Origin of the sequence: Pseudomonas nabeulensis (assembly GCF_004682045.1) — a bacterium.
In the GTDB taxonomy this organism is placed as follows: domain Bacteria; phylum Pseudomonadota; class Gammaproteobacteria; order Pseudomonadales; family Pseudomonadaceae; genus Aquipseudomonas; species Aquipseudomonas nabeulensis.
This window is the reverse complement of record NZ_QUZT01000005.1, coordinates 128,619-154,602: the sequence shown is the minus strand read 5'-3', so window position 1 is coordinate 154,602 and position 25,984 is coordinate 128,619. Positions and strand designations below refer to the sequence as shown.

The 25,984-nt window shown below is 54.1% G+C and carries 25 protein-coding genes and 2 pseudogenes; 9 read left to right on the top strand and 18 right to left on the bottom strand.

All coding sequences use genetic code 11. From position 1 onward, the window contains the following. Positions 1–11: 11 nt before the first annotated feature. Positions 12–899 (bottom strand): protease HtpX, encoded by an 888-nt coding sequence (htpX, locus tag DYL61_RS04960; protein WP_135287837.1) that lies wholly within the window; start codon positions 897–899, stop codon positions 12–14. 304 nt (positions 900–1,203) lie between these two features. Further along, positions 1,204–2,415, bottom strand: a complete 1,212-nt coding sequence (locus DYL61_RS04955; protein WP_016978462.1) for a pyridoxal phosphate-dependent aminotransferase — start codon at positions 2,413–2,415, stop codon at positions 1,204–1,206. 183 nt (positions 2,416–2,598) lie between these two features. Between DYL61_RS04955 and msrB the strand changes: the two genes are divergently transcribed. Beyond that, a complete protein-coding gene (msrB, locus tag DYL61_RS04950) occupies positions 2,599–2,991 on the top strand; it encodes a peptide-methionine (R)-S-oxide reductase MsrB (RefSeq protein WP_135307435.1) in 393 nt (130 codons plus the stop codon). A gap of 134 nt (positions 2,992–3,125) precedes the next feature. Continuing rightward, the gene (locus DYL61_RS04945; protein WP_135307434.1) at positions 3,126–3,611 is read left to right on the top strand and encodes a glutathione peroxidase; all 486 of its coding nucleotides are present in this window, start codon (positions 3,126–3,128) and stop codon (positions 3,609–3,611) included. A 36-nt stretch (positions 3,612–3,647) separates the two neighbouring features. Here DYL61_RS04945 and DYL61_RS04940 read toward each other — a convergent pair whose 3' ends face one another. Beyond that, on the bottom strand, positions 3,648–5,957 hold the full coding sequence (locus DYL61_RS04940) for a hybrid sensor histidine kinase/response regulator (RefSeq protein ID WP_135307449.1): 2,310 nt from the start codon (positions 5,955–5,957) through the stop codon (positions 3,648–3,650). Positions 5,958–6,121: 164 nt separating this feature from the next. On the opposite strand from DYL61_RS04940, the gene DYL61_RS04935 reads away from it, so the two are divergent. Together DYL61_RS04935 and DYL61_RS04930 are read left to right on the top strand one after the other, a co-directional pair. Continuing rightward, the gene (locus DYL61_RS04935; RefSeq protein WP_135307433.1) at positions 6,122–7,012 is read left to right on the top strand and encodes an ATP-binding protein; all 891 of its coding nucleotides are present in this window, start codon (positions 6,122–6,124) and stop codon (positions 7,010–7,012) included. After that, positions 7,009–7,491, top strand: coding sequence for a GAF domain-containing protein (locus DYL61_RS04930; protein ID WP_135307432.1), 483 nt, complete (start codon positions 7,009–7,011; stop codon positions 7,489–7,491). Before DYL61_RS04935 ends, DYL61_RS04930 begins: the two co-directional genes overlap by 4 nt. A 135-nt stretch (positions 7,492–7,626) precedes the next feature. Here DYL61_RS04930 and DYL61_RS04925 read toward each other — a convergent pair. Further along, positions 7,627–9,075, bottom strand: a pseudogene (locus tag DYL61_RS04925) (ATP-binding protein); the annotation flags it as partial. 114 nt (positions 9,076–9,189) lie between these two features. Between DYL61_RS04925 and DYL61_RS04920 the strand changes: the two are divergent. Then, the gene (locus tag DYL61_RS04920) at positions 9,190–10,725 is read left to right on the top strand and encodes a recombinase family protein (RefSeq protein WP_238704528.1); all 1,536 of its coding nucleotides are present in this window, start codon (positions 9,190–9,192) and stop codon (positions 10,723–10,725) included. A gap of 56 nt (positions 10,726–10,781) precedes the next feature. Here the strand turns inward: DYL61_RS04920 and DYL61_RS04915 are convergent, their stop codons facing one another. The 12 genes and pseudogenes from DYL61_RS04915 to DYL61_RS04860 all read right to left on the bottom strand — a co-directional run bounded on the left by DYL61_RS04915 (position 10,782) and on the right by DYL61_RS04860 (position 21,765). Then, a complete protein-coding gene (locus DYL61_RS04915; protein ID WP_135307430.1) occupies positions 10,782–11,837 on the bottom strand; it encodes a hypothetical protein in 1,056 nt (351 codons plus the stop codon). Between the two features lie 357 nt (positions 11,838–12,194). After that, positions 12,195–12,563: a hypothetical protein gene (locus tag DYL61_RS04910; protein ID WP_135307429.1), complete on the bottom strand. Its 369-nt coding sequence runs from the start codon at positions 12,561–12,563 to the stop codon at positions 12,195–12,197. 93 nt (positions 12,564–12,656) lie between these two features. After that, positions 12,657–13,118, bottom strand: coding sequence for a hypothetical protein (locus DYL61_RS04905; RefSeq protein WP_135307428.1), 462 nt, complete (start codon positions 13,116–13,118; stop codon positions 12,657–12,659). A 10-nt stretch (positions 13,119–13,128) separates the two neighbouring features. Beyond that, on the bottom strand, positions 13,129–13,728 hold the full coding sequence (locus DYL61_RS04900; protein ID WP_135307427.1) for a replication/maintenance protein RepL: 600 nt from the start codon (positions 13,726–13,728) through the stop codon (positions 13,129–13,131). A gap of 677 nt (positions 13,729–14,405) precedes the next feature. Further along, positions 14,406–16,616, bottom strand: a pseudogene (locus DYL61_RS04895) (transporter substrate-binding domain-containing protein); the annotation flags it as partial. An 8-nt stretch (positions 16,617–16,624) separates the two neighbouring features. Further along, complete coding sequence (locus DYL61_RS04890) at positions 16,625–17,251, bottom strand: response regulator transcription factor (RefSeq protein ID WP_135307426.1); 627 nt, start codon at positions 17,249–17,251, stop codon at positions 16,625–16,627. A gap of 257 nt (positions 17,252–17,508) precedes the next feature. After that, a complete protein-coding gene (locus DYL61_RS04885; protein ID WP_135307425.1) occupies positions 17,509–17,904 on the bottom strand; it encodes a response regulator in 396 nt (131 codons plus the stop codon). Between the two features lie 161 nt (positions 17,905–18,065). Then, positions 18,066–19,397, bottom strand: a complete 1,332-nt coding sequence (locus DYL61_RS04880) for a deoxyguanosinetriphosphate triphosphohydrolase (RefSeq protein WP_135307424.1) — start codon at positions 19,395–19,397, stop codon at positions 18,066–18,068. Positions 19,398–19,468: 71 nt separating this feature from the next. Then, on the bottom strand, positions 19,469–20,632 hold the full coding sequence (locus DYL61_RS04875) for an EAL domain-containing protein (protein ID WP_135307423.1): 1,164 nt from the start codon (positions 20,630–20,632) through the stop codon (positions 19,469–19,471). Between the two features lie 92 nt (positions 20,633–20,724). After that, a complete protein-coding gene (locus tag DYL61_RS04870; RefSeq protein ID WP_105698518.1) occupies positions 20,725–21,066 on the bottom strand; it encodes a hypothetical protein in 342 nt (113 codons plus the stop codon). After that, positions 21,063–21,446, bottom strand: coding sequence for a phage holin family protein (locus DYL61_RS04865; protein WP_033901397.1), 384 nt, complete (start codon positions 21,444–21,446; stop codon positions 21,063–21,065). The genes DYL61_RS04870 and DYL61_RS04865 overlap by 4 nt, the downstream gene beginning before the upstream one ends. A gap of 4 nt (positions 21,447–21,450) precedes the next feature. Then, on the bottom strand, positions 21,451–21,765 hold the full coding sequence (locus DYL61_RS04860) for an ElaB/YgaM/YqjD family protein (RefSeq protein WP_105698519.1): 315 nt from the start codon (positions 21,763–21,765) through the stop codon (positions 21,451–21,453). Between the two features lie 345 nt (positions 21,766–22,110). Here DYL61_RS04860 and DYL61_RS04850 point away from each other — a divergent pair, with 345 nt between their 5' ends. The 4 genes from DYL61_RS04850 to DYL61_RS04835 all read left to right on the top strand — a co-directional run bounded on the left by DYL61_RS04850 (position 22,111) and on the right by DYL61_RS04835 (position 24,965). Continuing rightward, positions 22,111–23,319 (top strand): ammonium transporter, encoded by a 1,209-nt coding sequence (locus tag DYL61_RS04850; RefSeq protein ID WP_135307421.1) that lies wholly within the window; start codon positions 22,111–22,113, stop codon positions 23,317–23,319. Between the two features lie 65 nt (positions 23,320–23,384). Then, a complete protein-coding gene (locus tag DYL61_RS04845; protein ID WP_135307420.1) occupies positions 23,385–23,621 on the top strand; it encodes a glutaredoxin family protein in 237 nt (78 codons plus the stop codon). A gap of 74 nt (positions 23,622–23,695) precedes the next feature. Continuing rightward, positions 23,696–24,031: a transcriptional regulator gene (locus DYL61_RS04840; protein WP_105698522.1), complete on the top strand. Its 336-nt coding sequence runs from the start codon at positions 23,696–23,698 to the stop codon at positions 24,029–24,031. Positions 24,032–24,074: 43 nt separating this feature from the next. Further along, the gene (locus DYL61_RS04835) at positions 24,075–24,965 is read left to right on the top strand and encodes a pseudouridine synthase (RefSeq protein ID WP_135307419.1); all 891 of its coding nucleotides are present in this window, start codon (positions 24,075–24,077) and stop codon (positions 24,963–24,965) included. 55 nt (positions 24,966–25,020) lie between these two features. Here DYL61_RS04835 and DYL61_RS04830 read toward each other — a convergent pair whose 3' ends face one another. Both DYL61_RS04830 and mobA read right to left on the bottom strand, forming a co-directional pair. Further along, positions 25,021–25,242, bottom strand: coding sequence for a YgdI/YgdR family lipoprotein (locus DYL61_RS04830; protein WP_016978480.1), 222 nt, complete (start codon positions 25,240–25,242; stop codon positions 25,021–25,023). Between the two features lie 79 nt (positions 25,243–25,321). Further along, positions 25,322–25,924 (bottom strand): molybdenum cofactor guanylyltransferase MobA, encoded by a 603-nt coding sequence (mobA, locus tag DYL61_RS04825; RefSeq protein ID WP_135307418.1) that lies wholly within the window; start codon positions 25,922–25,924, stop codon positions 25,322–25,324. Between the last annotated feature and the right edge of the window lie 60 nt (positions 25,925–25,984).

Here is a 25,984-nt window from a genome sequence, read left to right as displayed (position 1 = left end):
GTTTATCGCTATCAGCCCCGACGACGCAGTGCGTCAATCCGCTCTTCCAGCGGCGGGTGGCTCATGAACATGCGCGCCAGGCCCTGCTTGATACCGCCGTTGATACCGAAGGCGGTCAGGCTGTCCGGCATATGCACCGGCAGGCCTTGTTCCGAGCGCAAGCGTTGCAGCGCACCGATCATCGCGTTGGTGCCCGCCAGGCGCGCACCGGCTTCGTCTGCACGGAACTCACGTTTACGCGAGAACCACATCACGATCGCGCTGGCCAGGAAGCCAAGGATCACTTCGGCAAAGATCGTTGCCACGAAGTAGGCAATGCCGCGGCCTTCTTCGTTCTTGAAGATCACCTTGTCGACAAAGTTACCGATGATCCGGGCGAAGAACATCACGAAGGTGTTCACCACGCCCTGCACCAGCGCCAGGGTGACCATGTCGCCGTTGGCTACGTGGCCGATTTCGTGTGCCAGCACCGCCTTGACTTCATCTGGCGAAAAACGCTCCAGAAGCCCTTGGCTGACGGCAACGAGCGCGTCGTTCTTGTTCCAGCCCGTGGCGAAGGCGTTGGCCTCGTAGGCAGGGAAAATCCCCACCTCGGGCATTTTGATGCCTGCTTCTCGAGACAACTGCTCCACGGTTTGCATCAGCCATTGTTCATGGCGGGTGCGTGGTTGGGTGATGATCTGGGTGCTGGTGCTCATCTTCGCCATCCACTTGGAGATGAACAGCGAGAACAGCGAGCCGGCAAAACCAAAGACCGCACAGAAAATCAGCAGCTGATTGAGGTTGAGATCAACCCCGTTGGCCGCCATGAACCCGTTGAAGCCAAAGAGGCTCAGGGTGATGCTGGCAATCAGCACGACCGCCAGGTTAGTGGCCAAGAACAGCAGGATGCGCATCATGGTTGTAGAGTTCTCCTCATGCTTAATATGTCGCGTACTGCGGGGTATATAAGGTGCCGCATGGGGTGATTCAACCGGGCGACTATTTCAAACTGTGTCCTACAGCATGAATGTAGAGCCTTGAAGGGCTTTTCCGACACGCCAAAGGCGGCTTGATCGGCATGCGACTGCCTTGCGGCCCTGTAATTATAGGGGGAACGTGACCAAGCGTACGTCGGTAACGCGAAAGGGGCAGGGTAGGCCAGAGAAGTGTTGCCAGATACTCGCTGTACGACCGATTGTCGGTCGTACAGCGATACATCCGTTACTGGCGATAGGACTTGAGGAAGTTGCCGATGCGACCAATGGCCATGTCCAGGTCATCCACGCGCGGCAATGTCACCACGCGGAAGTGATCCGGCCACGGCCAGTTGAACGCGGTGCCCTGGACCACCAGCAGTTTTTCCGACAACAGCAAGTCGAGCACGAACTTCTCGTCGTTGAGGATCGGGCAAACTTTCGGGTCGATGCGCGGGAAGGCGTAGAGCGCGCCCATAGGCTTCACGCAGCTGACACCCGGAATCGCGTTGAGCAACTCCCACGTACGGTTGCGTTGCTCCAGCAGGCGGCCCTGGGGCAATACCAGGTCGTTGATGCTCTGGTAGCCGCCGAGGGCGGTCTGGATCGCGTGTTGGCTCGGCACGTTGGCACACAGGCGCATGTTGGCCAGCATGTCGATGCCTTCGATGTAGCTCTGGGCGTTGTGCTTGGGACCGGAAATGGCAATCCAGCCAGAGCGGAAACCCGCCACGCGGTAGGACTTGGACAGGCCGTTGAAGGTCAGGCACAGCAAGTCCGGCGCCAGGGAGGCGGTGCACACGTGCACGGCGTCATCGTAGAGGATCTTGTCGTAGATCTCGTCGGAGAACACCACCAGGTTGTGCTGGCGCGCCAGTTCAAGCATGCCCAGCAGCACTTCCTTGGAATACACCGCGCCGGTAGGGTTGTTCGGGTTGATGATCACCAGGGCCTTGGTGTTCGGAGTGATCTTGGCCTTGATGTCGGCCAGGTCCGGGAACCAGTCGGCGCCTTCGTCACACAGGTAGTGCACCGGGTGGCCACCGGCGAGGGTCACGGCCGCGGTCCACAACGGGTAGTCCGGCGCAGGCACCAGCACTTCGTCACCGTTGTTGAGCAGGGCCTGCATGGACATCACGATCAACTCGGACACGCCATTGCCCAGGTAGATGTCTTCGATGCCGACGCCTTCTACCTGCTTTTGCTGGTAGTACTGCATGACGGCTTTGCGCGCGCTGAACAAGCCCTTGGAGTCGCTGTAGCCTTGGGCGGTGGGCAGGTTGCGGATCACGTCCTGGAGTATCTCGTCCGGCGCTTCGAAACCAAAAGGCGCCGGGTTGCCAATGTTCAGCTTGAGGATGCGGTGGCCTTCCTCTTCCAGGCGTTTGGCGTGCTTGAGCACTGGGCCGCGAATGTCGTAGCAGACGTTGGCGAGCTTGTTCGATTTGCTGACCTGCATGGCGGTGTGATCCTGAAAATGAACGATCCAGACGGTAGGGGCACTATCGTACTGTGAAATAAATACGTTTGAATGCCGATAGCGCGGGTGCCAGACTGGCGTTTTGAAGAGGCGCAATCATACGTGCCACCTGATCTACGGAAAAGATACAGATCAGGGTTTTTCAGTTGCCGAGGTGTACCGATGGAAAAGTTGCAGAAATCCCTTCAGGAATGGCAGGACATGCTCGACCCGGCGCAGTACCAGGTGTGCCGCCTCAAAGGCACCGAGCGCCCGTTTTCCGGCAAGTACAACGCCACCACTGCCGATGGCGTCTACCATTGCATTTGCTGCAACGAGCCGTTGTTCGACTCCAAGACCAAATTCGATGCTGGCTGCGGCTGGCCCAGCTTCTACGAGCCGATTGCCGAGCGCGCGATGATCGAGATCCGTGACGTCAGCCACGGCATGATCCGCACCGAAGTCACCTGCGCCAAGTGCGATGCGCACCTGGGGCATGTGTTTCCGGACGGCCCACCGCCGACGGGGTTGCGGTATTGCATCAACTCGGTCTGCCTGGACTTCGTGCCTCGATAAATACCTGCGGGAGCGAACAAGCTCGCTCCCGCAGTGATTAGAGATGATGCCAAGTCATCATTCTGATCAATTAAATTGTGCGCCATTTAATGGGGCGCTATGTTTTCCTTTCATCGTCCCTTCGAGACATTGCCATGAGTGAAAACCTGCTGAGCATCCCTTGCACCACCATCAAGGGTGAGCAAAAGACCTTGGCCGATTTCGACGGCAAGGCCATTTTGGTGGTCAACACGGCCAGCAAATGCGGTTTCACCCCGCAATACAAGGGCCTGGAGCAGCTATGGCAGCAGTACAAGGACCAGGGGCTGGTGGTGCTGGGCTTCCCCTGCAACCAATTTGGCAAGCAAGAGCCCGGCAATGAGGGCGCGATTTCCGAGTTCTGCGAGCTGAACTTTGGTGTCAGTTTCCCGCTGTTCAAGAAGATCGATGTCAACGGCAGCGATGCCCACCCCTTGTTCGTGCAGTTGAAAAAGCAGGCGCCGGGCTTGCTGGGTTCCAAAGGCATCAAGTGGAATTTCACCAAGTTTCTGATTGGCCGCGACGGTCAGGTGGTCAAGCGTTTTGCCCCGACTACCAAGCCCCAGGACCTCACCCGAGAGATCGAAACCCTGCTCAAATGAGCGTGCCCCGGGCCTCGGGGCATCCATGTAGCCAGATCAAAGACGGGTCGTCGTCGGCACCCACACGTCCAGCAGGCCCTTTAGTTCTTCGCGTCGGAATGGCTTGGCCAGGTAATCATTCATGCCTGCCGCCCGACAACGCTCACGTTCTTCCGACAGGGCGTTGGCGGTCAAGGCCACGATCGGCAGGTCCGGCCAGCGCCCGCTGCGACGAATCTGCCGGCTGGCCTCGTAGCCATCCATCACCGGCATGTTGCAGTCCATCAACACCAGGTCGAAGGGTTGTTCCTCCAGGAACTTAAGCGCCTCGCCGCCGTGCGCCGCCACGATCACCTCACACCCCAGTTTGCTCAGCATGCCCTTGGCCACCAGTTGGTTGACCGGGTTGTCCTCCACCAGCAGGATGCGCGCCCGATGGGCCAGGGGTGCGGCTTCCATTTGGATGGGGTCGAGGATCAGTTGCGTATCGCTGCGTAAATTGCGTTGCAGGATCTGGTACAGCGCGTTGCGGCTCAAGGGACGCGCCTGTTGCTGCAATGGCATCAGGGCTGCCACCTCTTCACTGGGCATGAAATTGCCATAGGCGGTGACCAGCAGAATCGGCGCAGTAAGGGTGGGCCTTAGACGGAACAGGCATTGCGGGCAGTCGGTGATCAATAAGTCCGGAGTTTGCCCGCCGATGTCTTCGTCACGCGAGTAACAACGCGGTGTCAGCCCCCAGTGGGGCAGCAGGGTGGTGAGCAGTTCTGTCAGGCCACTGTCGGCGTTGGTGATGGCGATCACTTCGCCTTTGAGCGGTGCCAGCCGCACAGCTGGCAAATGGGTCGGCAGCGGCAGTTCGGCACAGAACTGGCTGCCAAAGCCCACTTCTGAACTGATGCTCAAGCGGCCCTTCATGGCCTCGCACAGGTTGTGGGTCAGTGCCAGGCCCAGTCCCGTGCCACCGAACTGGCGAGTGATACCGGCACCGGCTTGGGTGAACGGTTGGAAAATCTTCACCTGGGCTTCCTGCGCGATGCCAATGCCGGTGTCACACACTTCAATGCGCACCCGACCCTCGGTGCTACTGAGGCGCACATCCACCCGACCAAAACGGGTGAACTTCAAGGCGTTGGACAACAGGTTGCTGACGATTTGCCGCACACGGGTCGGGTCGCCCAGTACCTGAGCGGGAAACTGCGGGTCGATCAGGCAGGTCAGCTCGACGTCCGGCGCGGCGTTCTGCGATAGCAGGTTGGCCGTGTCTTCCACTTGTGCCCCCAAATCGAATGGGATGCGCTCCAGTTCCAACTGGCCGGCGTCGAACTTGGACAGGTCGAGGATATCGTTGAGCAATTCCACCAGCACCTTGCCCGAATCATGAGCGATGGAGAGTTGCTGGCGTTGTTCGGCGTTCAGCGGGCTGTCCAGTGACAAGGCAATCATGCCCAACAGCCCGTTGAGCGGAGTGCGGATTTCATGGCTCATGTTGGCCAGGAACGCTGCCCGCGCCTGGGCCATGCTCAGTGCATTCATTTTCGCTGCTTCCAGCTCGTCATTGGACTGGCTCAGGCGCTGGTTGCTGGTTTTTAGTTCAAGCGTGCGGGCGGAAACGATGTTTTCCAGTTGGCCCAGGTACTCGGTCAGCCGATCCTCGGCGTGACGGCGCTGCTGGATTTCGGTCTCCATGTTTTCAAACTGCTGGTTGGCGACGCTGACCAGCACGCCGATTTCGTCATGTTCGTGCCCTGGCGGGCAGTCCAGGCGCGCCTGTTTGCGGTTGCTCAGTTCACGAATAATGCGCACCAGCGGTTGGGTCAGCATGACGTAGAACAGCGCCAGCAAGATGCCGGTCAGTAGCAGGCTGCGGGCAAAGCCATTGAGCAGGGTGATCTCGGCACGGTGCAAAAAACGGCTGCCAAAGGCGTAGGTGTCGACGTCAAGGCGCAACACGCCGAGGGAATCGTTGGGCATATGGCTCAGGAACAGGCGATCTTCAAACTCACGATTGGCCCCAAACAGGAAGTCGCTGATGGGGCGGTAGGTGCTTTCCTTGCGTGGTCGGTCGACATCGGCCAGCACCACGCCATTGTTGTCGATCAACCGCGCGTGAATGATGGCGGGAGAGCGCAACAGGCCCAGGGTCAGTTCCTGGGCCAGTTCGGCGTCGATGTTGTAGGCGATGCGTGACGCGGGGTTATGGCTGATTTCCAGCAGCGACGTAATTTCACGGTTGATGGATGCGTCTTCGCTGGCATAATCAATGCCGATTTGGATCAGGCTGAGCAAGGTTCCCAAGACGAAACCGACCAGCACAGTCAATCTGGCTTGTTTATAAGACAAGCGGTGGGCGAACTTGATATCCATCGAGTGTTGAGCCACTTCACGTTTCCCTTCGCCCGGCAAGCATAGCTGAACATCCACAGGCTCTGGCCTGCCCGGCATGAATCGTTTTTTTACGCAACCTGGTGCGGTCTGCCGCAGGGTTGCCAATACGCCATCTTTTGCAAGAACTTGCCAGAGGAATCATCGTGGATAGTCGATTGAATGCCTTTCTCGAGCGCGCCGACGCCGTGCTCGCCCGCCTGGAGCCCTTGTTGCCCGCGCTGCGCCCAGCCATCGACTGGAACCAGTGCCTGGCCGCCCGCTGGCAGCGAGAAGGCCGCAGTGGTTTCCTGTTGCCGCTGGACGTGAGCCTGGACATGCGCCTGTCCGACCTGATCGGCGTGGACAAGCAACGCGAGCAACTGGCTCGCAACACCCAACAATTTCTCGATGGCTTGCCCGCCAACCACGCGCTGCTGTGGGGATCGCGCGGCACCGGCAAATCGTCCATGGTACGTGCCTTACTGGCCCAGCACGCCAAGGCGGGTTTGCGCTTGATCGAGATCGAACGTGACCACCTGGCCGACCTGCCGCGCGTGGTCGAGCAACTGCTCAAGCTGCCCCAGCGTTTCATCCTGTTCTGCGATGACCTTTCGTTCGAAGCGGGCGAGGGCGACTACCGCGTGCTCAAGAGCGTATTGGACGGCTCCCTGGAGCAGGCGCCGGAAAACGTCTTGTTGTATGCCACTTCCAACCGCCGCCACCTGGTGCCGGAAAACCAGAGCGACAACGAAAAATGGAAGCGCGTCGACGGTGAACTGCACCCCAGCGAAGCGGTGGAAGACAAGATTGCCTTGTCCGACCGTTTTGGCCTGTGGCTGTCGTTCTACCCGTTCAGCCAGGAACACTTTCTGGATGTGGTCGAACACTGGATCGGCGAACTGGCCAGCAAGGCCGGTTTGCAGTGGCAACGTGATGAAGCCCTGGACATTCTCGCCGTGCGCTGGGCGACCGGGCGTGGCAACCGCAACGGCCGTTGCGCGTATCAATTCGCCCGTTATTGGGTGGGCCTTAAATTGCTGGAGCGTCAACCATGATTGATCTACAACAGGCCGGCACTGGCCTTGATGGCTACGCCATGCTGTGTGCGCAGCTGGAATCGCTGCTGGCCGATGAGCGGGATTTCATCGCCAACAGCGCTCAGTTCTCTGCGTTTTTGTTTAACCAGTTGGACGATTTGAACTGGGCCGGTTTCTACCTCAATCGCAATGAAGAGTTGGTGCTGGGGCCGTTTCAAGGCCAGATTGCCTGTGTGCGGATTCCCTTCGGCCGCGGGGTATGCGGCGCGGCGGCGGCGTCGCGGCAAACCCAGCGGGTCGAGGATGTGCACGCGTTTCCTGGGCATATCGCCTGTGACAGCGCGTCGAACAGCGAATTGGTGGTGCCGCTGGTCAAGGACGGCAAACTGGTTGGTGTTCTTGACCTCGACAGCCCACGGCTGGCCCGCTTTACCGAGCAGGACCAAGTGGGCATTGAGCAGTTGGCAGCGATCTTCCTGCGTTTGACCGACTGCTGACTGTCTGTAGTGAGCGGGCTCGCCCCGCGCTGGGGGGCGAAGCCGCCCCAAATCCATTCAGCTCGGTCTACCTGAAACACCGAAGTGCCTGGGTTTAGGGCGGCTTCGCCCCCCAGCGCGGGGCGAGCCCGCTCACTACACGTGCCCATTCAGATCGTGCAGTTGGGCTTGTAGTGTCCTCTCCAGTTCAAGCATGAGTTTTTCCAGGGATTTGACGCCCGCTTCGATCACCGCTTGCTCATCGCCCTGAGCGCAGGCCTGTTCGATGGTTTCGCACTGTGCAGCCAACGAGACAGCCTGAACGATGCGGGCGGCGCCTTTGATCTTGTGTGCCTGCTCGATGATCTCCTGTAGGGGCGCTTCTGCCGCCATCAAGGCGAGTAGGTCCTGGCGATCATGACGGCTACTGTTCAATAACTCCTCCAGCAACCGGCGACTCATTTGCGGATCGCCCCCGGTCAGTGCTTCGAAATTGCCCAGGTCCAGGCTCACTTTTGCCGGTGCAGGGGCAATTTGTGCCAGTTGTCGTTCCAGCGCGGTGAGGCTGATGGGTTTGAACAGGCAATCGTTCATGCCCGCTTGTGCGCAGCGGTGTTTTTCTTCGGGTTGGGCGTTGGCGGTAAACCCCAGTACCACACACGGCGTCAGTTGTTCGCGCTGCTCGTATTCGCGGATCGAGCGGCTCAGTTCGTAGCCGTTCATGATGGGCATGTTGCAATCGGCGATCACCAGGTCGAAATGCTCCTTGCGCCATGCCTGGAAGCCGGCAGCGCCGTGCTGGGCAGCGGTGAACTGATGGCCCAGGTAGCCCAGTTGCTGGCACATCAGCAAGCGGTTCGCCGGATGGTCGTCTACCACCAGGACATTCAGCACGGGTGTGGTAATCGAAAGCTCGGCCTTGGCCTCGTCTGTCGCCTGCTTGGGATGCAGGCGATTCATTTTCAGGCTGACCTGTACCTGGGTGCCAACCATGGGCACGCTGCTCAGGTTCAGTTGACCGCCCATCATGGCGCACAGGCTGCGACAGATCACCAGCCCCAAACCTGCGCCGCTCCTGGCCAATTGCCCGGAGTTGTCCGCTTGGGCAAAAGGTTCGAACAGACGGAGCTGATCATCCCGGCTGATGCCGATGCCGGTGTCTTCCACCGTCAGCTTCATCTCGACTTGTTGCGTCAGCTCGCCCGGCACTACCTCGACCATGATTTTCACCTGGCCGCGTTCAGTGAATTTGATTGCATTGCTGATCAAGTTGGACAGCACCTGCTTGAAGCGCAGCGGGTCGATCAGCACTTGCGTGTCGTCCAGTTCAGGCTTGAACTCCAGCAGCAGGCTGAGGGTTTTCTGGCGCGCCAGCCCGTCGAATACGCGTACCACCGACTCGATCACTTCCCGCAGATTGACCCGCTCCGGCGCCAGACTCAGGCGGCCGGACTCGATGCGCGCTATATCGAGGATATCGCCGATCAGCTCCAGCAGATCCTTCGCCGAGTTGTACGCCACCTCAATGGCCGGGCGGTCGAGATGGCCCTGGTCGGCGCGCTTGAGGGTCAGCTCCAACATACCGATGACCGCAATCATAGACGTAGATTGTAGAACCGCTACAATCCACGTATTTAGGGGGTTTGGGACGTTATGACAGAGCAAAAACCACTGCCTAGGGCGTTCTCTGATGTGTTCAGAAACGACGAAACGATAAACGTGTATAGCTACATCAGATTTTCCTCCAAAGCCCAGTCTTTGGGGTTTGGGGAGGTTCGACAACTCGAACAAATCAACCGATTTTTCGAGCAATACCCCATTGCTCGACTTATCGAGCGTTACGAAGATTTGGGCGTTTCAGCGTTCAAAGGCAAAAACCTTAAAACTGGTCAATTAGCTAAATTCGTTGAACGAATTAAGTCAAAAGATATTTTGCCAAACGCTCTACTTTTAGTTGAGAGTTTTGACAGAGTGTCGAGAATGGGCGGTTATGACGCTCTTGAACTAATTATTTCGATTATTCAATCAGATTGTGCAATTTATACGCTATTTGACAATCGACTTTATTCAAAGCGAAAAAAAGATAGTAGTGTCGATATTAGTCTTATTCAAAATATTCTTGAACGTGCGAATGATGAAAGTAGAGCCAAATCAGAACGAATATCAGACGCGAAAAAAAGGAACAGAGAAAAGGGCGAAAATGGCGGAATTATCACTAAACAATGTCCATTTTGGATCTCGTTTGTAGGTGATAAATTCGTTCTTAATGAACATTCAAACGCTGTAAAACGAATGACAGAACTTTGCTATGATTATGGCTTTCAATCAATTGCACAGCAATTGAACAAAGAAAATCACGCAAGAAAATACACTAGCAGCACAGTTAGTAAAGTGCTACACAAACACGCAATTTATGGTTCTTTTCTTGCTTTAAAACTTGATGAGAGTGGCATTAGAAACGTCTTTAATAAAGAGATAAAAAACTATTATCCGGCTCTAATTAGCGAAGCGGAATTTTATAGGATTAGTTCGAAACTTCAAGAGAGATTAGACCCAAAATTTTCAGGACGAAAAGCAGAAGAATTTCGAAATATTTTTCGAGGCGTTGCGTATTGCAAATGCGGTTCAACCCTTCGCTTTCACAAGCAAAAAAACCATTATGTTGATTTAGTTTGTCAAGCATCGACTGTCGATAATTGTGAATTTGCAAAAGAGAAAAAAGGAACAAGATACAGATATGCATTGATTGAAATGCTTTTTATGATGTATCACAATCAAATCCCTTTTGAGCAAATTATCGTAAAATCTGACGATATTAAGCAGCTTGAAAAAGACCAAAAAGAAAATGATGGGCTGGTTATTGCGAAAGAAAAAGCGCTCGCCAATAACTTTTCAATTCTTGAAAAGTCATCTGAAAATGCGCAAAAATACATTTTGCAGAGAATTGACGAAGTAAGTTTAGAATTAGATGAGTTGAAAAAAATTCAAAACGAACTGGCGATTAAAATCAATAATCTTCACATTGCGAGTAAAACATCTGTATCTGCATTTGATGTAAGTAAGTTGTTAATCACAGAAAAAGGTCGTATAAAACTAAATAATTTCCTACATTCTCAAAAAATCAAACTAGTCATTACACCAGAGAGAAAAAAGTATTTCTCTCTCGAAATCTTTCTCGATGAGAAATTGATTGATACAGTAGATGTTGAAAATAACGAAATTTCTACACGACAAAAATCGCATTTGCAGTTCTGAAATGGATTAGCCCTTTTAGTTGGGCGATTAAAATCGCCTAACTAAAAGCACTTCTGCTAAATCTTTATTTTAGTGCTTGTTGAGAATTCATTCTTGTTCACATCAAAGCCGTTTTTTTGTAGATTTTCAACTTCGCTACTAATCATATCATTAACTAATCTTACATCATCATTGTCTGATTTATCACTATCAATAATTCGATTTGCTTTTTCTTCAACGTCTTTTCTTGAAGCAAGTTTATCAAGATAAGAGTCAGTTTTTACACTCTCAACCCATTTTTTCAAACTGCTTTTCAGATCAATAAAGGCTTTGAGCAAAAAACCAAACTTAGCTTTTTTTAAAGTCAAATCCGCTTTTTCTTGCTTAATTTCATACTCTCGATTTGCTAATTCTAATTCACGTTGAGCCAATTCAGTCTCTCTAATTTTTCGTTCTTGCTCTGCTAAAATTCCTGCTTTTGAAACTTCATAAGCTTCGACAATAATTTTAGAAGCATTATCAACATCTTCAATAATTTTATCCGAAAAATGTTTATGAGCACGTTTGCGTGCACCAACATTTGTTCTTTTCGGATTATGATGGGTGTGGTCAATGTTGCAATTTTTCAAAACTGATAAGTTAAATTCTTGTTTCAGTTTTGCCAAAATATTTTTTCTGTCTAAATCTGCTAATCGCTCTTTTTCAAAAATTCTTGGAATTACGATATTGACGTGAGGGTTTGATTGCTCATGCACATTCACAAAACACGCACGAACAAATTTGCTTAAATCTGATTTTATATTCAATTCTGAATGAGCAACACGAAGCAAATCATATGAAATTTCCGCCCATTGATCTGCACTAGGTTGGTGCGGAGGTGGTAAAATAAAGTTGAAAGATTGACCGAACGACTCGACCTTTCTACCACCTTTTTTATTTTCTCTATCAAATGCTAATGTTTCTTGAATAGTTTTGTTAAGAAACTTATGAGCATCAGAATTAAACAGTGCGTAAATCTTTGTATTTTTGTGATTTTTGTGTGTTGCACTTGTTAAATAACTGACATATTCAGCCAACCCTGTATCTTTATTTTTTACTCTTTCAGTTGTTACAGTCCAATTTTTTATACTCATAGCGATGACTCGCTATTGCTAAAAATCGTTCTGCAAATCATACAAGCAATTGAAAATTGAGTATTTTCATAAGAGGATTTTGGCTTGTATAACAGCCCGTGCCTTGTTCTTTTTTTGCACGTAGTGCAGTATAAAAATGAGTTTTCCATATTTTGTTTTTGTTGGTTTATGCTCTTATTATAACATTTCGTAACAACCCAATTTCATAGTTGTTCAGCCGATTAGTATGTGTTCAAGATAGGACAACCCTAAAGGGTTGACCGGGCTGGCGCCCTTCCTCTCTCGCCAAGGGTGAAACCCCTGGACCCAAAAAACAAAAATCAACGGCGAAAATCAACGGCAAATCAAAAGCCAAAATCAAAAGTTTCGCAACGAATTTTCTCGATGTGCTTTTAAAATCTGCTGATTATCATCATCAGTTTTTAAAACCACTTTTCGAGATTTTTTAGATTTGAAGAACAAACGAGCAACGTCATTAACTATGACTGTAAAAAGCAATGTGTCAGACAAACTTACGTTAGTCTGACCCAAAAAAACGACTCTCCTAAAAAATATTTCTGGCTCTATTTCGCTCGTTTGATATAACTCGACAAAATCAATGAGCATTAAAATTTGCTCAACGTCAGTTGTATTATCAAGCATTGTTTGAAATGCACTAATTACTTTTCTATCTTTTAACGTGCTAATCAAAGCAGATGCTTTTGTTCTTAATTGTATTTCGTTCATAGTTGATATATTTATTATCTATTGTACCAAAAGCTTTGCTCTGCACTATGTGCAGAGATAACACAGACGCTTTTAACCGCTTTTGCTTTTGACTTACTGACGATAAACAAGCATATAATCACGTAAATCACTACGTACAAATTCTGTCTCATATGTGATTTTAAAATTTTCAGTATAGTTACCTTCCGTCCCTTTTACTAAATCGCCTGTTTTTGTCGTTTTACTACACGTTTTTGTATATGAGTTGAATAGATACTCAACAGATATTGCACTTGTTGATCCATATTTTTCATATGATTTTGAATTACAATCTTTATATGCTTGTGCATATTCTGCTTTAATTTCTTCTGCTTCTTTTTCGAGTTGCTCAACTCGTTGCTTTTCTTTTTCTTTGTTTATTATTGCTTCTTCGTGTGTAACTACAACCACTTTTCCCGATCCGTCTTTTGCCATTCCGTTTGTAAACGGTGGCAAAAAAGGATATTTAACGTTTAAAAGAAACATAAAAACGACAAGAAAAGGCAATATTAAAACGTCAAATCCTCTTCCATTCATATTTATTTCCTCAAATTTTTACGCCTTTTGAATTATGCATATGCTTTATTTTCACATCGTCAAAGACAGACGCTTTTTCGAAAACGTCGCGACGTTCTTTGTCCATTCGCTGATAAAGACCGACAAAAAAATAGTTAGTGTTTAGTAACACGCTGTTATTTTCATCGACGATTAGAACATTTTTAGCAATAAGAGTTTTCCAGTTTCTGTTAACGACAGAAGCGCTAATCTTTGTTTTTGCTGCGATTGACGCTTGTGTCATTGCTACAACATTACCCCATTTTAATGTATCTAAAATATGTATAATTATTTTGAATTCGGTGGGTGTCAAATCGAGATTAAGCAAATTCTCAGAAAAGCCGTAAAAATATTTTACGTCTTTCTTCAACGAATTTTCTCTTTCTAAATCTATTTTTGTAGTAATTTTTGGCTTGAAATTTGAAGCGTCGTTTTTTGCATCATTAGCAAATCTGCTATGCACTTCTGAAATTGCAGCAGCAACTTGATCTGCTACAAGTCGAGATAAATGCTCTGACTGTTGAAAATCTAACGGCTTAAAATTATCATTTTGCTCTGAACTTGATTTGTCATAACTTTCGTAATCGCTCATTTACTTCCTCATTTAGTTGTTATAACTACATCGTAGCATTTAAAAAATGAAAATAAAGAGCAAAATGATAAAATAATTGACTTTTTTGAAATTATTTTGTCAGGGGTGGGATTTTCTTTGCTTGAAGCGCAATATAGTATTTTGCAGGGCTAACTGAAATGACGTTTAAAATGCTAAAAAGCCATTGATAAAAAAGTCAATGCAATTGATTAAAAAGTATAATCGTATTGATAAAAAAGTCATAAGCATTGATTATTTCATCAATACAAAATTGATTAAAAAATCAACGAGTATTGATTAAAAAATCAATGGTCATTGCCTTTTTAGTCAATATAGATGCTCTACGAGCCTTTAAATACGTGGGTTGTAGAGTCTGTAAGATATGTAAGAGAGTAAGGTTTTAATAAGATTTAATAAGACCCCTAAGAAGGGGTTTAAAAATCTCTAACAAAAAACTCATAGATTAATGAGCGAAAAAGGTTTCGTGAAGCTCGCACAGCGAGTTTCTGCGTTGCTCTCTATAAGTAGTTACATTAGATGTTTAATTTCCCCCCGACCCCGGAGGGGGGTAGTTAAAAGCAATTTCGCTATCCCTGCCGATGGCAGGGAAGAGCATACCACGCATTGCTTTTTTTTACAAGTCAAGTTATATTTTTCACGTTTCTACAATCTGCGCTTATGATTGCGTTCATCGGTGTGCGGATCTCATGGCTCATGGTCGCCAGAAAGGTGCTCTTGGCCCGATTGGCATCGTCGGCGCGTTCTTTGGCCGCACGGATTTCGTCGAACAACTGGCGTCGCTCACTGATGTCGATCCAGCCGCCGATGATGCCTTGCACTTCGCCGACAGAATCGCGGTAAGGCAGGATCCAGTGGTAGATCGTGAGCTTTTTTCCGCGGATATTCAGGGTGCGGTCGAGGATCAACGGGTTGCCCTCGGCCATTACCCGTTGATAGTCGGCGTGGTATTGCGCGGCATCCGTCTCCAGGGCTTCGCTCATCTGGATCGCACTTTTGCCGATCACGTCTTCACGCTTGACGTCGAACACTTGCAGGTAGCTGTCGTTGCAGGTTTGCAGCAAGCCTTTGCGATCACGGACGTAGATGGGGTGCGGCGTTTCATTGACCAGCGCACGCATGAACTCGAACTGGTCGTTAAGGGCACGCTCGGCCATTTTCCGGTGTTTGATCTGGCGGCGCATGTAGGCGTTCCAGGTCAGGGAAATCAACAGCAGCAACCCGGCGCCAGTGACAATTCGTGCGATCAGTTCGTGGTAGTTGCGCCAGTAGCTATCGGAGGCGGCGGTATAGCCACGCCAGCGGCTGTTGATCACGCCCAGTTCATCAGGGGCGATGCTGAGAATCGCCTTGTCCAGGATCGAACTGAGCTCGGTGGCTTTGCGTGATGTGGCGAGTGAAAGGGTTGCAGGCATTGTGCCGACGCTGAAACTGATCTGAATCCTATCCTGAAACATGAGTGAAGAGAGGTAATAGTTGGCGATGACCAAGGTACTCACCGCACCCTCTACGTGCCCCTGCACGAGCAGTTCGGCGGATTTGAAATTGTCACCGGTTTCGACCAACTGAATCTTCGGAAAGCTATCGCGCAGGAATTGCACCAGTGGGCTGCCCTGAGTGACAGCCAGGCGTTTTCCGGTCATTTCCTCCAGGCTCGCGGGGGCCTGATTTTCCTTGCGGGTCAACATTACGTAGGAGTTTTCTAGGTAGGGGCGGCTGAAATTCAACCGCGACTCCCGTTCCATGCTGGGTACGATGGCACCAATCATGTCGGCCTTGCCTGTTTCAACCTGGTTGATCATCGCGTTGACATCGCGCTCACGCTGTACTTCAAAACGCAACCCGGTTCGCAGGCGAATCAGTTCCAGCAGGTCGGCGGTTATCCCCCGGAAGTTACCGTTTGCATCGAAGAACGTGAGGGGCGCAAAGGTTTCATTCACTACCACGTTGACTACGGGGTGGTCTTTCAACCAGCGTTCTTCGCGTTGAGTGAGTTGCAACTTTTGGTCCGTTAGCAAGATGTCGCTGCCGGCGCTCCAGCGCTTGGCAATGTTTTCCCGTTCGGTGGTGGGGACAGCCGCCAGCACCGTGTCAACAATACTCAAGAGCATGTGCTGGTGGTTAGACAGGGCGAAACTGAATCCGTAGGCCTCATGTTTGCCGAAGTTGGCCATGCGAATGTTTTTCAGGTAGCCCCGATTGATCATGTAATGGGTGGAAATGGTATCGCCGAGAAATACGTCGGCCTGCTCGAATGCCACTGCATTCAAGGCATTTTGATAGGAGGGGTAGGCACGGATGATCGCCTCCGGATAGAGTTTTTCCACCTCGCTCAAGGGTAAGTAGTGGTAGACCAGCGCCAAGCGCATTCCGACCAGACCGTCACCCAAACTGCGGGTTTCCCCTTCGCGGGTGACCAACACGGGTTGATCAACAGCGTAGGGCTTTGACAGTGTGAGATTGGGGTTGGCAGCCTCGAAGCCATTGGATGAACCCAGCAGATCAATTTCTCCCGCTTCAAGCGCAGTGATCGCGGCTTCCCGAGAGGCGTAGCGCAACACCTTCACTGGCACAGCCAACGCCTTGGCCAACAGGCCCGCATAGTCGGCAGTTAGCCCTTCGTAGTCACGGCCACTGGAGGTGAGGTCGAAGGGAGGGTAGTCGGGAGACGAAGTGCCCAGTACCAATTCGCGTTTGTTTTGCAGCCACTGGCGCTGAGCCTTATTCAGGTGAGTTTCCAGTTGAACCGAACTTGCGCGGCTCAGTAGAGTGAAATGCTCCGGGCCTGTTTCGTGGTTGGCGAGCACGGTGGCACTGAAGCACAAGCCTGCACTCAATATAATCAGATAGTCCTTTATACGCCTGGGCATCCGCTTTCTCACACTAGCGCGTTTCGTTTTGCCATCTCGATAAGTTCTACCAAGGACTTGGCTTGAAGTTTTTGCATTAGCCGCTTTTTATAGGTGCTTACTGTTTTGTTACTCAAGAACATGCCTTTTGCAATTTCTTTGTTGGTACGGCCTTGCGCAAAAAGTTGCAATACCATTAGCTCCCGGTCGTTGACGGTTTTGAACAGTTCAAGTTCGTGTGGATCAGCACCATCAACGCCATTGCCATTCAAGGCCTGGCTAGGGAAGTAGTTGTAACCTGACAATACTGCGCGGATGGCGCTCAGCAATTCGCTCAGGTCACCTTCCTTGCAGACATAGCCGTCGGCCCCTGAGCGCATGCAGCGAGTGGCGAACAGGACAGGAGATTGGGCTGTCAGGATGAGGGTCTTCATCGGTGTGTTCATGGCGTTGAACCGACAAAGCACCTCCAGGCCATCAAGTTTGGGGATGCTGATATCCAGAATGATCAGGTCCGGGAGGCATTCGCGGACCATTTGGATGGCATCACATCCGTTATCCGTCTCGCCGACGACTTTGTAGCCTTCATGCTCCAACAACATTCGGATGGCAAGCCGTATAACCGGGTGGTCATCAATAATAAAAACTGAGTTCATGTTTACAATTTCCGTGCAAGTGCAAATAAAGCGGGCACATTAGCTCAGAAGCGGAGTGGGTAGCATGAAGGCAGGGGGGAGTTGGTATAAAACAGGAAAATTCCTACATGAAAAAAGGTATGGGACTACTAGCCCCTAAGGATTTGTGAAGTGGGATATAAGCAATTCAAAGGTGCAGAGGGATGGAACTGATGCTAAGGATTTTACCGTCGTTGTTAAGTTATTTTTCTCGGCTAGAGATGTTTAAAATCCTACATTTACAGTTTTATCAGCGAGTGGATCAACTGCACAAACGCTCCTTTGTTCAAGGGCTTTGCAAGGCAGCCGAGTAATGGCAGGTCGCGCTTCACCGCTTGGGTTTTCAGGGCTGACAGTTCTTCGGCGGGCAGCCCGCTCAGGAGGATGGCAGCCATGATAAAGCGTCGACGATTGGCGATGTCGATCAGTTCGAGGCCCGGCAGGTCAGGCAGGCATTGGTCGCACAGGATAATGTCGAAAGGCGCTTTGCTTTGTGTCATCACGCGGATCGCCTGTTCGGCGTTTTCTACTGGAGTCAGTTCGTCGAAGCCGAAGCTTTTGAGCAGGCATTGGGTGGCCAGCAGTTGAAAGGGATGATCCTCCACCAACAGGATGCGAAGGGAGTATCTGAGCATAGAGGGCACATATTGAGTCAGTGTCGATAAGGGGCGTGTAGGAACTGTTCGCCCAGAGCGTGCGTGATTATTCCTCGGGTATTTGTGCGAATTCGATCAGGCCGCTCTGTTCCCGTCGTAGGGGGATTCTGTTCGGGGAACAGGCAACTTGAACGAATGGATTATTGAGGACTGGAGCGCCCGGTCATTTCCCGCGCCATCTCGGTGGCATAGCTGTCGGTCATGCCGGCGATGAAGTCGATCATGCGCAGGAATGATGCGTGCAGCGGCCAGGCCGGGTTTGGCGCGCTATTGCCCAGCAAGTCGAGAATGCGCCGGTTCTTGAACGACGGCGTACGTCCGCCATGCTGCTCCAGGGCCGCACCGCAGAACGCATTCAAGAGGATTTCCAGGGTGGTGTAGGCGCCGATTTCATGCAGCGTCTTGCGCTTGTCCTGGAAGATCTTCTTACGGGCCATGTCCTTGGCATCCAGCACGCAGCGCTTGGCCGGGCCATGCATGTGCTCCACCAAGTCACCGGGCAGGGTGCCGGCCAGCAGCGCATCCTGTTGTTCGACGAAGGCCCTGGCCGCGGCGTTGGTCAGATGCTCAATGGCCTTGCCGCGCAGGATCGCCAGCTTGCGTCGGCGCGAGTCCTGGGCGCCCAGTTGCCGATAGGTCTGTGGCAAGTCATCGCCCACCAGATCGAGCAGTAGCGACTCGACTTCGGCGTACTCCAGCAGCTCCATTTCCAGGCCGTCTTCCAGGTCGATCAAGGCGTAGCAGATGTCGTCTGCCGCCTCCATCAGATAGACCAGCGGATGCCGGGCCCAGCGTTGTTCTTCAAGTTGCGGCAGGCCAAGCTTGTGGGCGATCTGTTCGAGGATCGGCAGTTCGCTCTGGTAACAACCGAATTTGTGTTTCTTGTAGCCCAGAGAGTCGGCGTGGCGGGCAGTCCAGGGATACTTGAGGTAAGTACCCAGAGTGGCGTAGGTCAACCGCGTGCCGCCGTCGAACTGGTGGTATTCCAGTTGGGTCAACACTCGAAAGCCCTGGGCGTTGCCTTCGAAATTGAGAAAGTCATTGCGCTCGGCGCTGCTCATGTCGTCCAGCCAGCCGCGTCCGGCTGCCTGCTGGAACCAGTGGCGAATGGCGTCTTCGCCGGAGTGCCCGAACGGTGGGTTGCCGATGTCATGGGCCAGGCAGGCCGATTGCACCACCATGCCCAGATCGCTCGGGTCGCACCAGTCGGGCAACGCGCTGCGCAGGGTTTCGCCTACGCGCATGCCGAGGGAGCGGCCCACGCAACTGACTTCCAGGGAATGGGTCAGGCGGGTATGGATATGGTCGTTGCTGGACACTGGGTGCACTTGGGTCTTGCGACCCAGGCGGCGGAATGCACCGGAGAAAATAATGCGGTCATGGTCCTTGTGAAAGGGGCTGCGGCCGAGTTCTTCCGGGCTGTGCAGCGGCTTTCCAAGCCGTTCGCGGGTAAGCAGGGTGGGCCAATCCAAGGCGGGTACTCTCCGTGCGGTGAATGACCTGCCCAGCTTCCCGGTTCAGCACCGCGTGAGCAAGGGAAAAACTACAGTCCGGCTGCGTCGATATCGATTAACAGCAAGCGCTGACCGTTATCGAAGAATTGTCCGGCGGTGAGGCAGTAGTGGTTGGTGGTGGCATCGCGGTAGGTGGAGGACAGGGTCAGTCGTCGCTCCTCCCAGCCCTCGGCCAGCAGGTGATAGAAATACGGGCGCCATGACCAGTTATGTCCCAGATAGCGGCTGTCGGCTTGCCAGGCATCCTGGCGCCATTCGAAGTTGGGTGTCAGCTGGGTGCCATGGCGGTCGCACTGGTAAAAACGCAGCAGCCAGGGAAAGGCTTGCAGTTGCGGCAACTGGCTCAGCGGTGCCTGGGTATGAGCCCAGGTTTGCAGGATGTTCATCAGTTCGGCCAACTGATGGCGCAGCTGCATGACTCGGCCACGTTCCGCCAGTTTCTGCTGCACATACGCCGTGCGCAGTTGGGCAAAGCGCGGCACGAAGGCGTCCGTGGCGAACCAGTCCAACTGTGCCTGGGCAAACAGATAGCCCTGCACATACCGTGAGCCGCATTCCAGCGCGAAGCTCAATTGCGCCTCGGTCTCCACGCCTTCGGCAATGATCCAGCAGCCAGTCTTCTCGGCCATTTGCGCCAGTGCCCGCACCACCTCGCTGCTTGGCCCGCCGCGGGCGGCGTCCTGAAACAGGCGCATGTCCAGCTTGAGAATGTCCGGTTGCAGCGCCAACACCCGGTCGAGTTGGGAGTAACCGGCGCCAAAGTCATCGATAGCAATGCGCGCCCCCGCTTCGCGATAGCGCGCAACGACGTCGGCCAGGCGCTGGATATTGCCGCCCAGTTCAGTGATCTCGAACACGATGCGCCGCGCGTCAACGCCATGATGCTGTATCTGCCTGAGGCTCGGCAGCGCCTGCCCTGGCCGCAAGCGATTGATCCAGCTCGGTGAGATGTTCAGGCTCAGGAACCAGTCTTCGGGGGCTTCATGCAGGCGGCTCAAGGCGTTGTCGCGGATCTGCCGGTCGAGGCGACGCAACGTCACGCCAGGCGTGCGTGGATCGGCGAACAGCGGCCCCACGGACTGCAAGCGGCCGTCAGCCTGGCGCAGACGGCCCAAGGCCTCGACGCCGGCGATGCGGCCAGTGGCGGTGTCGATAAATGGCTGGAAGCAGGCGAGCGGTTGCCCGTCAATCACGGGGCCTCCTTAAGAGAGCTGGCGAAAAAAGACCCGGCCGTCGAAAACGAGGACCGGGCCGGTTCTGTTAGCAAGAATGCAGCCAGCAGGGCTTAACCTTTGCGCGAACTGCCCTGCATGGCCAATTTGATCAGCGGGATCAGGCCGGCGCCGAGCCGTACCAGGCGCGTAAGGCTGCTGATACCGCCGCCCTTGGCGCCCTTGCCGGTAAAAAAGCCCATCAGCGTCACGGCCGCCACGCCCCACAGCGGCGCGTGCTTGATGCCCAGTCCGTCCTGCCAGCTCTGGCCAAGGTTGCGCACTTTGGCCAGAGGCAGCATCAGTTGCTGGGATTCGTGACGGATCTCCTGGCGGTGCATTTCCATGCGCAGGCGAATCAACGCCTTGCGCATTTCTCGCCGAGAGGTGGTTTTTGGAACTTCAGTCAGGCTCATGGCAGCAGGCGCTCCCGGTCGTTGGCCAACTCTTCGAGGGTGGCGTGGAACGGCGTGGACTCATCGAACACCGCCGCTTTCAGGCGCACTCCGCAGAAGGCCGCCGCCAGGGTGTAGAACACGCACAGGCAGATAATTCCCGTAAGGCGGTAGCCGGTGTCCCACACCAGGATCATCACCAGCGTCGACAGCCCCACCAGCAACAGCAGCGCAAACACCAGTGCCAAGCCGGCAAACAACAGCAGGCTGACGGTGCGCGCCTTCTGTTCCTGCAATTCGATGCCAAACAGTTCGACGTGGCTGTGCAGCAAGCCCAGTACGGCCGCGCCCAGACGCCTTGAGGTTGTGCCCGTAGACGAGCCGGTTTCGCCGATAGACATAGGGTTAGCGCCTTGTGGCCAGCAGGCCGATCAGAAAGCCCACGCCGGCGGCAATGCCCACCGACTGCCAGGGGTTGGCCTGCACGTAGTCTTCGGTGGCAGTGACCGCTGCCTGGCCGCGCTCGCGCAGGGAGTCTTCGGTCAGTTGCAGGGTTTCGCGGGCTTTAAGCAGGCTGTCATGGATCTTGGTGCGCAGCTCATCGGCCTGGTCGCCGGCCAGCACCTTGGTGTCGTCCAGCAGTTTTTCGGTATCACTGACCAGGGTTTGAAAATCCGCCAGCAGTATTTCTTGAGCAGTCTTTGCAGTTTTTCTGGCCATGGTTATCTCCGTGATTGGCTGAGTCGGTACTTGTCGTTTCGAGTCACCGCTATCGGTGAAGGTTCAGTGCAATTGTCTGGTACAGCTTTTGCTTTGCCTTGGTGCGCACGCCTCAGGGGCTGCGCTGAATCCGGGCGGTGGGGCAGGAAGCCTTGAAAAACCTTACCCTAAATAACTGAAACTCGCGGAAAAACCCTGTCGGCAACGGCCTGTTGTATTGATCGCTGCGCTAAAGCGGTTCACACCCCGGAAGAGTGGTGGAGCCGGCGGTGCCAATTTAGTGCATGCAATCCTGGCTTGAACCGCTTTGGTGCTTTTTCCCTTAATGCAGGCCTGCCAACCTCCATGGAAAATCTGCAAAGTGCGGTGGACACCCTTGTCCATAGCTCCAACACCCTGTTTATCCTGATTGGTGCGGTCATGGTCCTGGCCATGCACGCCGGCTTCGCGTTCCTGGAAGTCGGCACCGTGCGCCAGAAAAACCAGGTCAATGCCTTGTCGAAGATCCTCAGCGACTTCGCCATCTCCACCCTGGCCTATTTCTTTATAGGCTACTGGATCTCCTACGGCGTGAACTTCATGCAACCGGCGGCGGTGATCAGCGCCGATCACGGCTATGGCCTGGTGAAGTTCTTCTTCTTGCTGACCTTCGCGGCAGCGATCCCGGCGATCATCTCCGGCGGCATTGCCGAGCGGGCGCGCTTCGTTCCGCAGCTGTGCGCGACGGCATTGATCGTAGCGTTTATCTACCCGTTTTTCGAAGGCATGGTGTGGAACGGCAATTTCGGCCTGCAAGCCTGGCTGCTCGCGACCTTCGGCGCCAGCTTCCATGACTTCGCCGGTTCGGTCGTGGTGCACGCCATGGGCGGCTGGCTGGCGTTGGCGGCGGTGTTGCTACTGGGGCCGCGCAATGGGCGCTACCGCGAAGGGCGCCTGGTGGCGTTTGCGCCGTCGAGCATTCCATTCCTGGCGCTGGGTTCGTGGATTCTGATTGTGGGGTGGTTCGGTTTTAACGTGATGAGTGCGCAGACCCTCAACGGTGTGAGTGGCCTGGTGGCCGTCAACTCGCTGATGGCGATGGTCGGCGGCACCGTCGCGGCCTTGGTCATCGGCCGCAATGACCCTGGCTTTCTGCATAACGGCCCACTGGCCGGGCTGGTGGCGATCTGCGCCGGGTCCGACCTGATGCACCCGGTGGGCGCGCTGGTCACGGGCGTGGTGGCGGGTGGCCTGTTTGTGTGGTGCTTTATCGCGGCCCAGGATCGTTGGAAGATCGACGATGTGTTGGGTGTGTGGCCTTTGCATGGTTTGTGCGGCGTGTGGGGCGGTATCGCCTGCGGCATCTTCGGCCAGACCGCGCTGGGCGGCTTGGGCGGCGTCAGCCTGTTCAGCCAGTTGATCGGCACCGCCCTTGGTGTGGTGGTAGCGTTCGGCGGCGGCCTGTTGGTGTACGGCGTGATCAAGCGCGTGCACGGGCTGCGTCTGAGCCAGGAGGAGGAGTATTACGGCGCGGACTTGTCGATCCACAAGATCGGGGCGGTCAGTCAGGACTGATCGGCTCGCCACCGGCACCGGGCGGGCATAGAATCATGGCCTACTGTCGATAAGGTCATTTTTCCATGCCTCCCGAGTGTCAGTTGTTCACCACCTTGGGCTGTCACCTGTGTGAACTCGCCGAAGAAGAAATCATGCCGCTCGTCGAACACGGGCTGTTGGTGGAGCTGGTGGATATCGCCGATTCCGAAGCCCTGTTCGAGGCCTATGGCCTAAGGATTCCGGTGCTTCGCCGGGTCGATACCGGGGCGGAATTGGGTTGGCCCTTCGACACCGAGCAAGCGGTGTCCTTCCTGCTCTAGCGTTTACGGCATGGCGGGTTTCCAAATATTACGTTACTGTATGTTTGTACAGCGATTGAATAGAGGGAACGCCCGTGGTGAATGTTGAACAACTGAAAAGCAGCGTCAATCGCATGTCCGCCGACGTCGTGCGCGACGCGGTGAACGAGCTGCGCCTCGACGGCCTGGTCACGGAAGGCAAGACGCCGTTTACCAAAGTGCATTTCAATACCTGCTTTGCTGAAATCGAAGCGTTGTTCCAGCGCGCCGGTTATCACAAGCAGTTGGATGTGGTGGGTTACCAGGGGTTGCTGTACGCGTTGTACGATCCGGGCCGCTGGGAAGCGGTGGACGTGCTGCGCTGGCTCAAGGAATTCACCGAGGCCGCCAGTGCCTCGCCGTTACTGCGGGCGCAATTGGCCAAGGCTTGAACCATGCGGGATAATGCCCGCCGGTTTTCTCCAGGCTGCGAGCATGTCTTCTTCGATTTTCATCCCGTCCGAGCACCAAGCCAGCACCTTGTACCTGCCGCCTGGCCCTTGGGCGACGGTGCTGGACTGTCTGTGCGAGCACTTTCCGGCGATCCGCCGTGAACACTGGCTGGACCGCATCGCCCGTGGCCGAGTGCTGGACATCAACGGCAGCCCCATCCGCCAGGACCTGGCCTACAGGGAAGGGTTGTGCATCTACTACTTTCGCGAAGTGCCGAACGAAAAAGTGATCCCGGTGCAGGAGACCATCCTGTACGCCGACGAGCATCTGGTGGTCGCCGACAAACCGCACTTCCTGCCCGTGACCCCAGCCGGTGAGTACGTCGAGCAAACCTTGCTGCGCCGGCTGATCCGCCGCCTGGACAACCCCGCGCTGGTGCCGCTGCACCGCATCGACCGGCACACGGCGGGGCTGGTGTTGTTCTCGGCCAACCCGGCGAGCCGTTCGGCGTATCAGCAGTTATTTCCCACGCGCAAGATCGACAAATTCTACGAAGCCATTGCCCCCGCCTTACCCAACCTGACGTTCCCACTGGTGCACAAAAGCCGCCTGGTGGATGGCGAGCCGTTCTTTCGCATGCAGGAAGGCGCGGGCGTCAGCAACACCGAAACGGCGGTGGAGGTGCGCGAGAAGAATGGCGAGCTGTGGCGTTATGGCCTGTTCCCGGTGACCGGCAAGAAGCACCAGCTGCGGGTGCACATGACGGCGCTGGGGGCGAGTATCTGCAACGATCCGTTTTACCCGGACGTGATCAAGGATGCGGTGGACGACTACGCCAACCCCCTCAAGTTGCTGGCCCAAGGCGTGCGTTTTATCGACCCGGTCAGCGGCGTGGAACGCAATTTCCGCAGCGCAATCACCCTCGACTGGTAACCGCTGCAAACAACAAGGCCCGCACGCGGCGGGCCTTGGGTGCAAACCCTAAGGTTTACAGGTCTTTGACGGTGCGGACCTGATCCTTGTTGATACGGGTCTGCTTGCCATCCAGTTGCTCGAACTCGTAGAAGCCCGAGTCCTTGTCGAATTTAGGGGTGTCGACGGCCTGGATTTCGCGACCGTCATTCAGGGTGATCACTGTTGGCGAGGCGCAACCGGCGAGGGTGGCGAGGCCCAGTGCAAGCATGAGAGCGGCGATGGTCCGTTGTGTCATGGTGTTGTCTCCGAAAGAAATCTTTTGAAATACTGACCTTGTGACGCGCACGGCGCCGACAAAGTTCCGGGTGCGAGGTTCATTCTGACATGCCCGGCCTCGGGAGTAACAGCTCGGGTGTATTCAGGTTGGCCAGGCGCGGGTCATCCGCCGGGCATTCAAGGCCCACGCCGCCCAGTTGCAGGAAGATCTTGCGCGGGCTGCGCTCGCCAGCCTCCCACGCCGTGTTTACTGCGTCCCGCAGCGCGGTGGGAATGATGCAAACCAGTGGCTCCCAGAACTCACCGTGGCGCACCATCACCGGCAGCAATGGGTTGCGCTGCGCCGTCGCACGCAGGTCACTCAGCAGTCGGGCGTCGATCTGCGGCACATCGCACGGCAGGATCAGCAAGTGCCCATGGCGCGCGGCGGCCAGTCCTGCACGGATACCGGCGAGGGGGCCGGGGAAGTCCGGGCTGTCATCGCTCACCTGTTGGTCGGCATAGGGGGCGTAGCGCTCATGATTGCGGTTGCACGAGATAATCAGGTCGTCCGTCATTGGCCGGACAAGGCGTTGCAAATGGGCGATCAGCGGCGCGCCATGCCAGTCAAGCAAGCCTTTATCCTGGCCGCCCATGCGTTGGCCGCGCCCGCCGGCCAGCAGCAGAATTGAACAAGGCAGGGGCGAAGATTCGAAGGTCATGGCGGTTCCGCTGCGGCAAGCAAATAGGGCCCTGTGATATAACACCGGCCTGTTTCTTCG

What these genes read in the sequence shown, in the direction of transcription:
- DYL61_RS04860 (WP_105698519.1), bottom strand. Translation starts at nt 21,765, where the DNA reads ATGGCCAGAAAAACTGCAAAGACTGCTCAAGAAATACTGCTGGCGGAT.
- DYL61_RS04900 (WP_135307427.1), bottom strand. Translation starts at nt 13,728, where the DNA reads ATGAGCGATTACGAAAGTTATGACAAATCAAGTTCAGAGCAAAATGAT.
- DYL61_RS04945 (WP_135307434.1), top strand. Translation starts at nt 3,126, where the DNA reads ATGAGTGAAAACCTGCTGAGCATCCCTTGCACCACCATCAAGGGTGAG.
- DYL61_RS04865 (WP_033901397.1), bottom strand. Translation starts at nt 21,446, where the DNA reads ATGTCTATCGGCGAAACCGGCTCGTCTACGGGCACAACCTCAAGGCGT.
- DYL61_RS04930 (WP_135307432.1), top strand. Translation starts at nt 7,009, where the DNA reads ATGATTGATCTACAACAGGCCGGCACTGGCCTTGATGGCTACGCCATG.
- DYL61_RS04830 (WP_016978480.1), bottom strand. Translation starts at nt 25,242, where the DNA reads ATGACACAACGGACCATCGCCGCTCTCATGCTTGCACTGGGCCTCGCC.
- DYL61_RS04940 (WP_135307449.1), bottom strand. Translation starts at nt 5,957, where the DNA reads ATGGATATCAAGTTCGCCCACCGCTTGTCTTATAAACAAGCCAGATTG.
- DYL61_RS04910 (WP_135307429.1), bottom strand. Translation starts at nt 12,563, where the DNA reads ATGAACGAAATACAATTAAGAACAAAAGCATCTGCTTTGATTAGCACG.
- DYL61_RS04850 (WP_135307421.1), top strand. Translation starts at nt 22,111, where the DNA reads ATGGAAAATCTGCAAAGTGCGGTGGACACCCTTGTCCATAGCTCCAAC.
- DYL61_RS04835 (WP_135307419.1), top strand. Translation starts at nt 24,075, where the DNA reads ATGTCTTCTTCGATTTTCATCCCGTCCGAGCACCAAGCCAGCACCTTG.
- DYL61_RS04915 (WP_135307430.1), bottom strand. Translation starts at nt 11,837, where the DNA reads ATGAGTATAAAAAATTGGACTGTAACAACTGAAAGAGTAAAAAATAAA.
- DYL61_RS04885 (WP_135307425.1), bottom strand. Translation starts at nt 17,904, where the DNA reads ATGCTCAGATACTCCCTTCGCATCCTGTTGGTGGAGGATCATCCCTTT.
- DYL61_RS04870 (WP_105698518.1), bottom strand. Translation starts at nt 21,066, where the DNA reads ATGAGCCTGACTGAAGTTCCAAAAACCACCTCTCGGCGAGAAATGCGC.
- DYL61_RS04845 (WP_135307420.1), top strand. Translation starts at nt 23,385, where the DNA reads ATGCCTCCCGAGTGTCAGTTGTTCACCACCTTGGGCTGTCACCTGTGT.
- mobA (WP_135307418.1), bottom strand. Translation starts at nt 25,924, where the DNA reads ATGACCTTCGAATCTTCGCCCCTGCCTTGTTCAATTCTGCTGCTGGCC.
- DYL61_RS04905 (WP_135307428.1), bottom strand. Translation starts at nt 13,118, where the DNA reads ATGAATGGAAGAGGATTTGACGTTTTAATATTGCCTTTTCTTGTCGTT.
- DYL61_RS04890 (WP_135307426.1), bottom strand. Translation starts at nt 17,251, where the DNA reads ATGAACTCAGTTTTTATTATTGATGACCACCCGGTTATACGGCTTGCC.
- DYL61_RS04955 (WP_016978462.1), bottom strand. Translation starts at nt 2,415, where the DNA reads ATGCAGGTCAGCAAATCGAACAAGCTCGCCAACGTCTGCTACGACATT.
- msrB (WP_135307435.1), top strand. Translation starts at nt 2,599, where the DNA reads ATGGAAAAGTTGCAGAAATCCCTTCAGGAATGGCAGGACATGCTCGAC.
- htpX (WP_135287837.1), bottom strand. Translation starts at nt 899, where the DNA reads ATGATGCGCATCCTGCTGTTCTTGGCCACTAACCTGGCGGTCGTGCTG.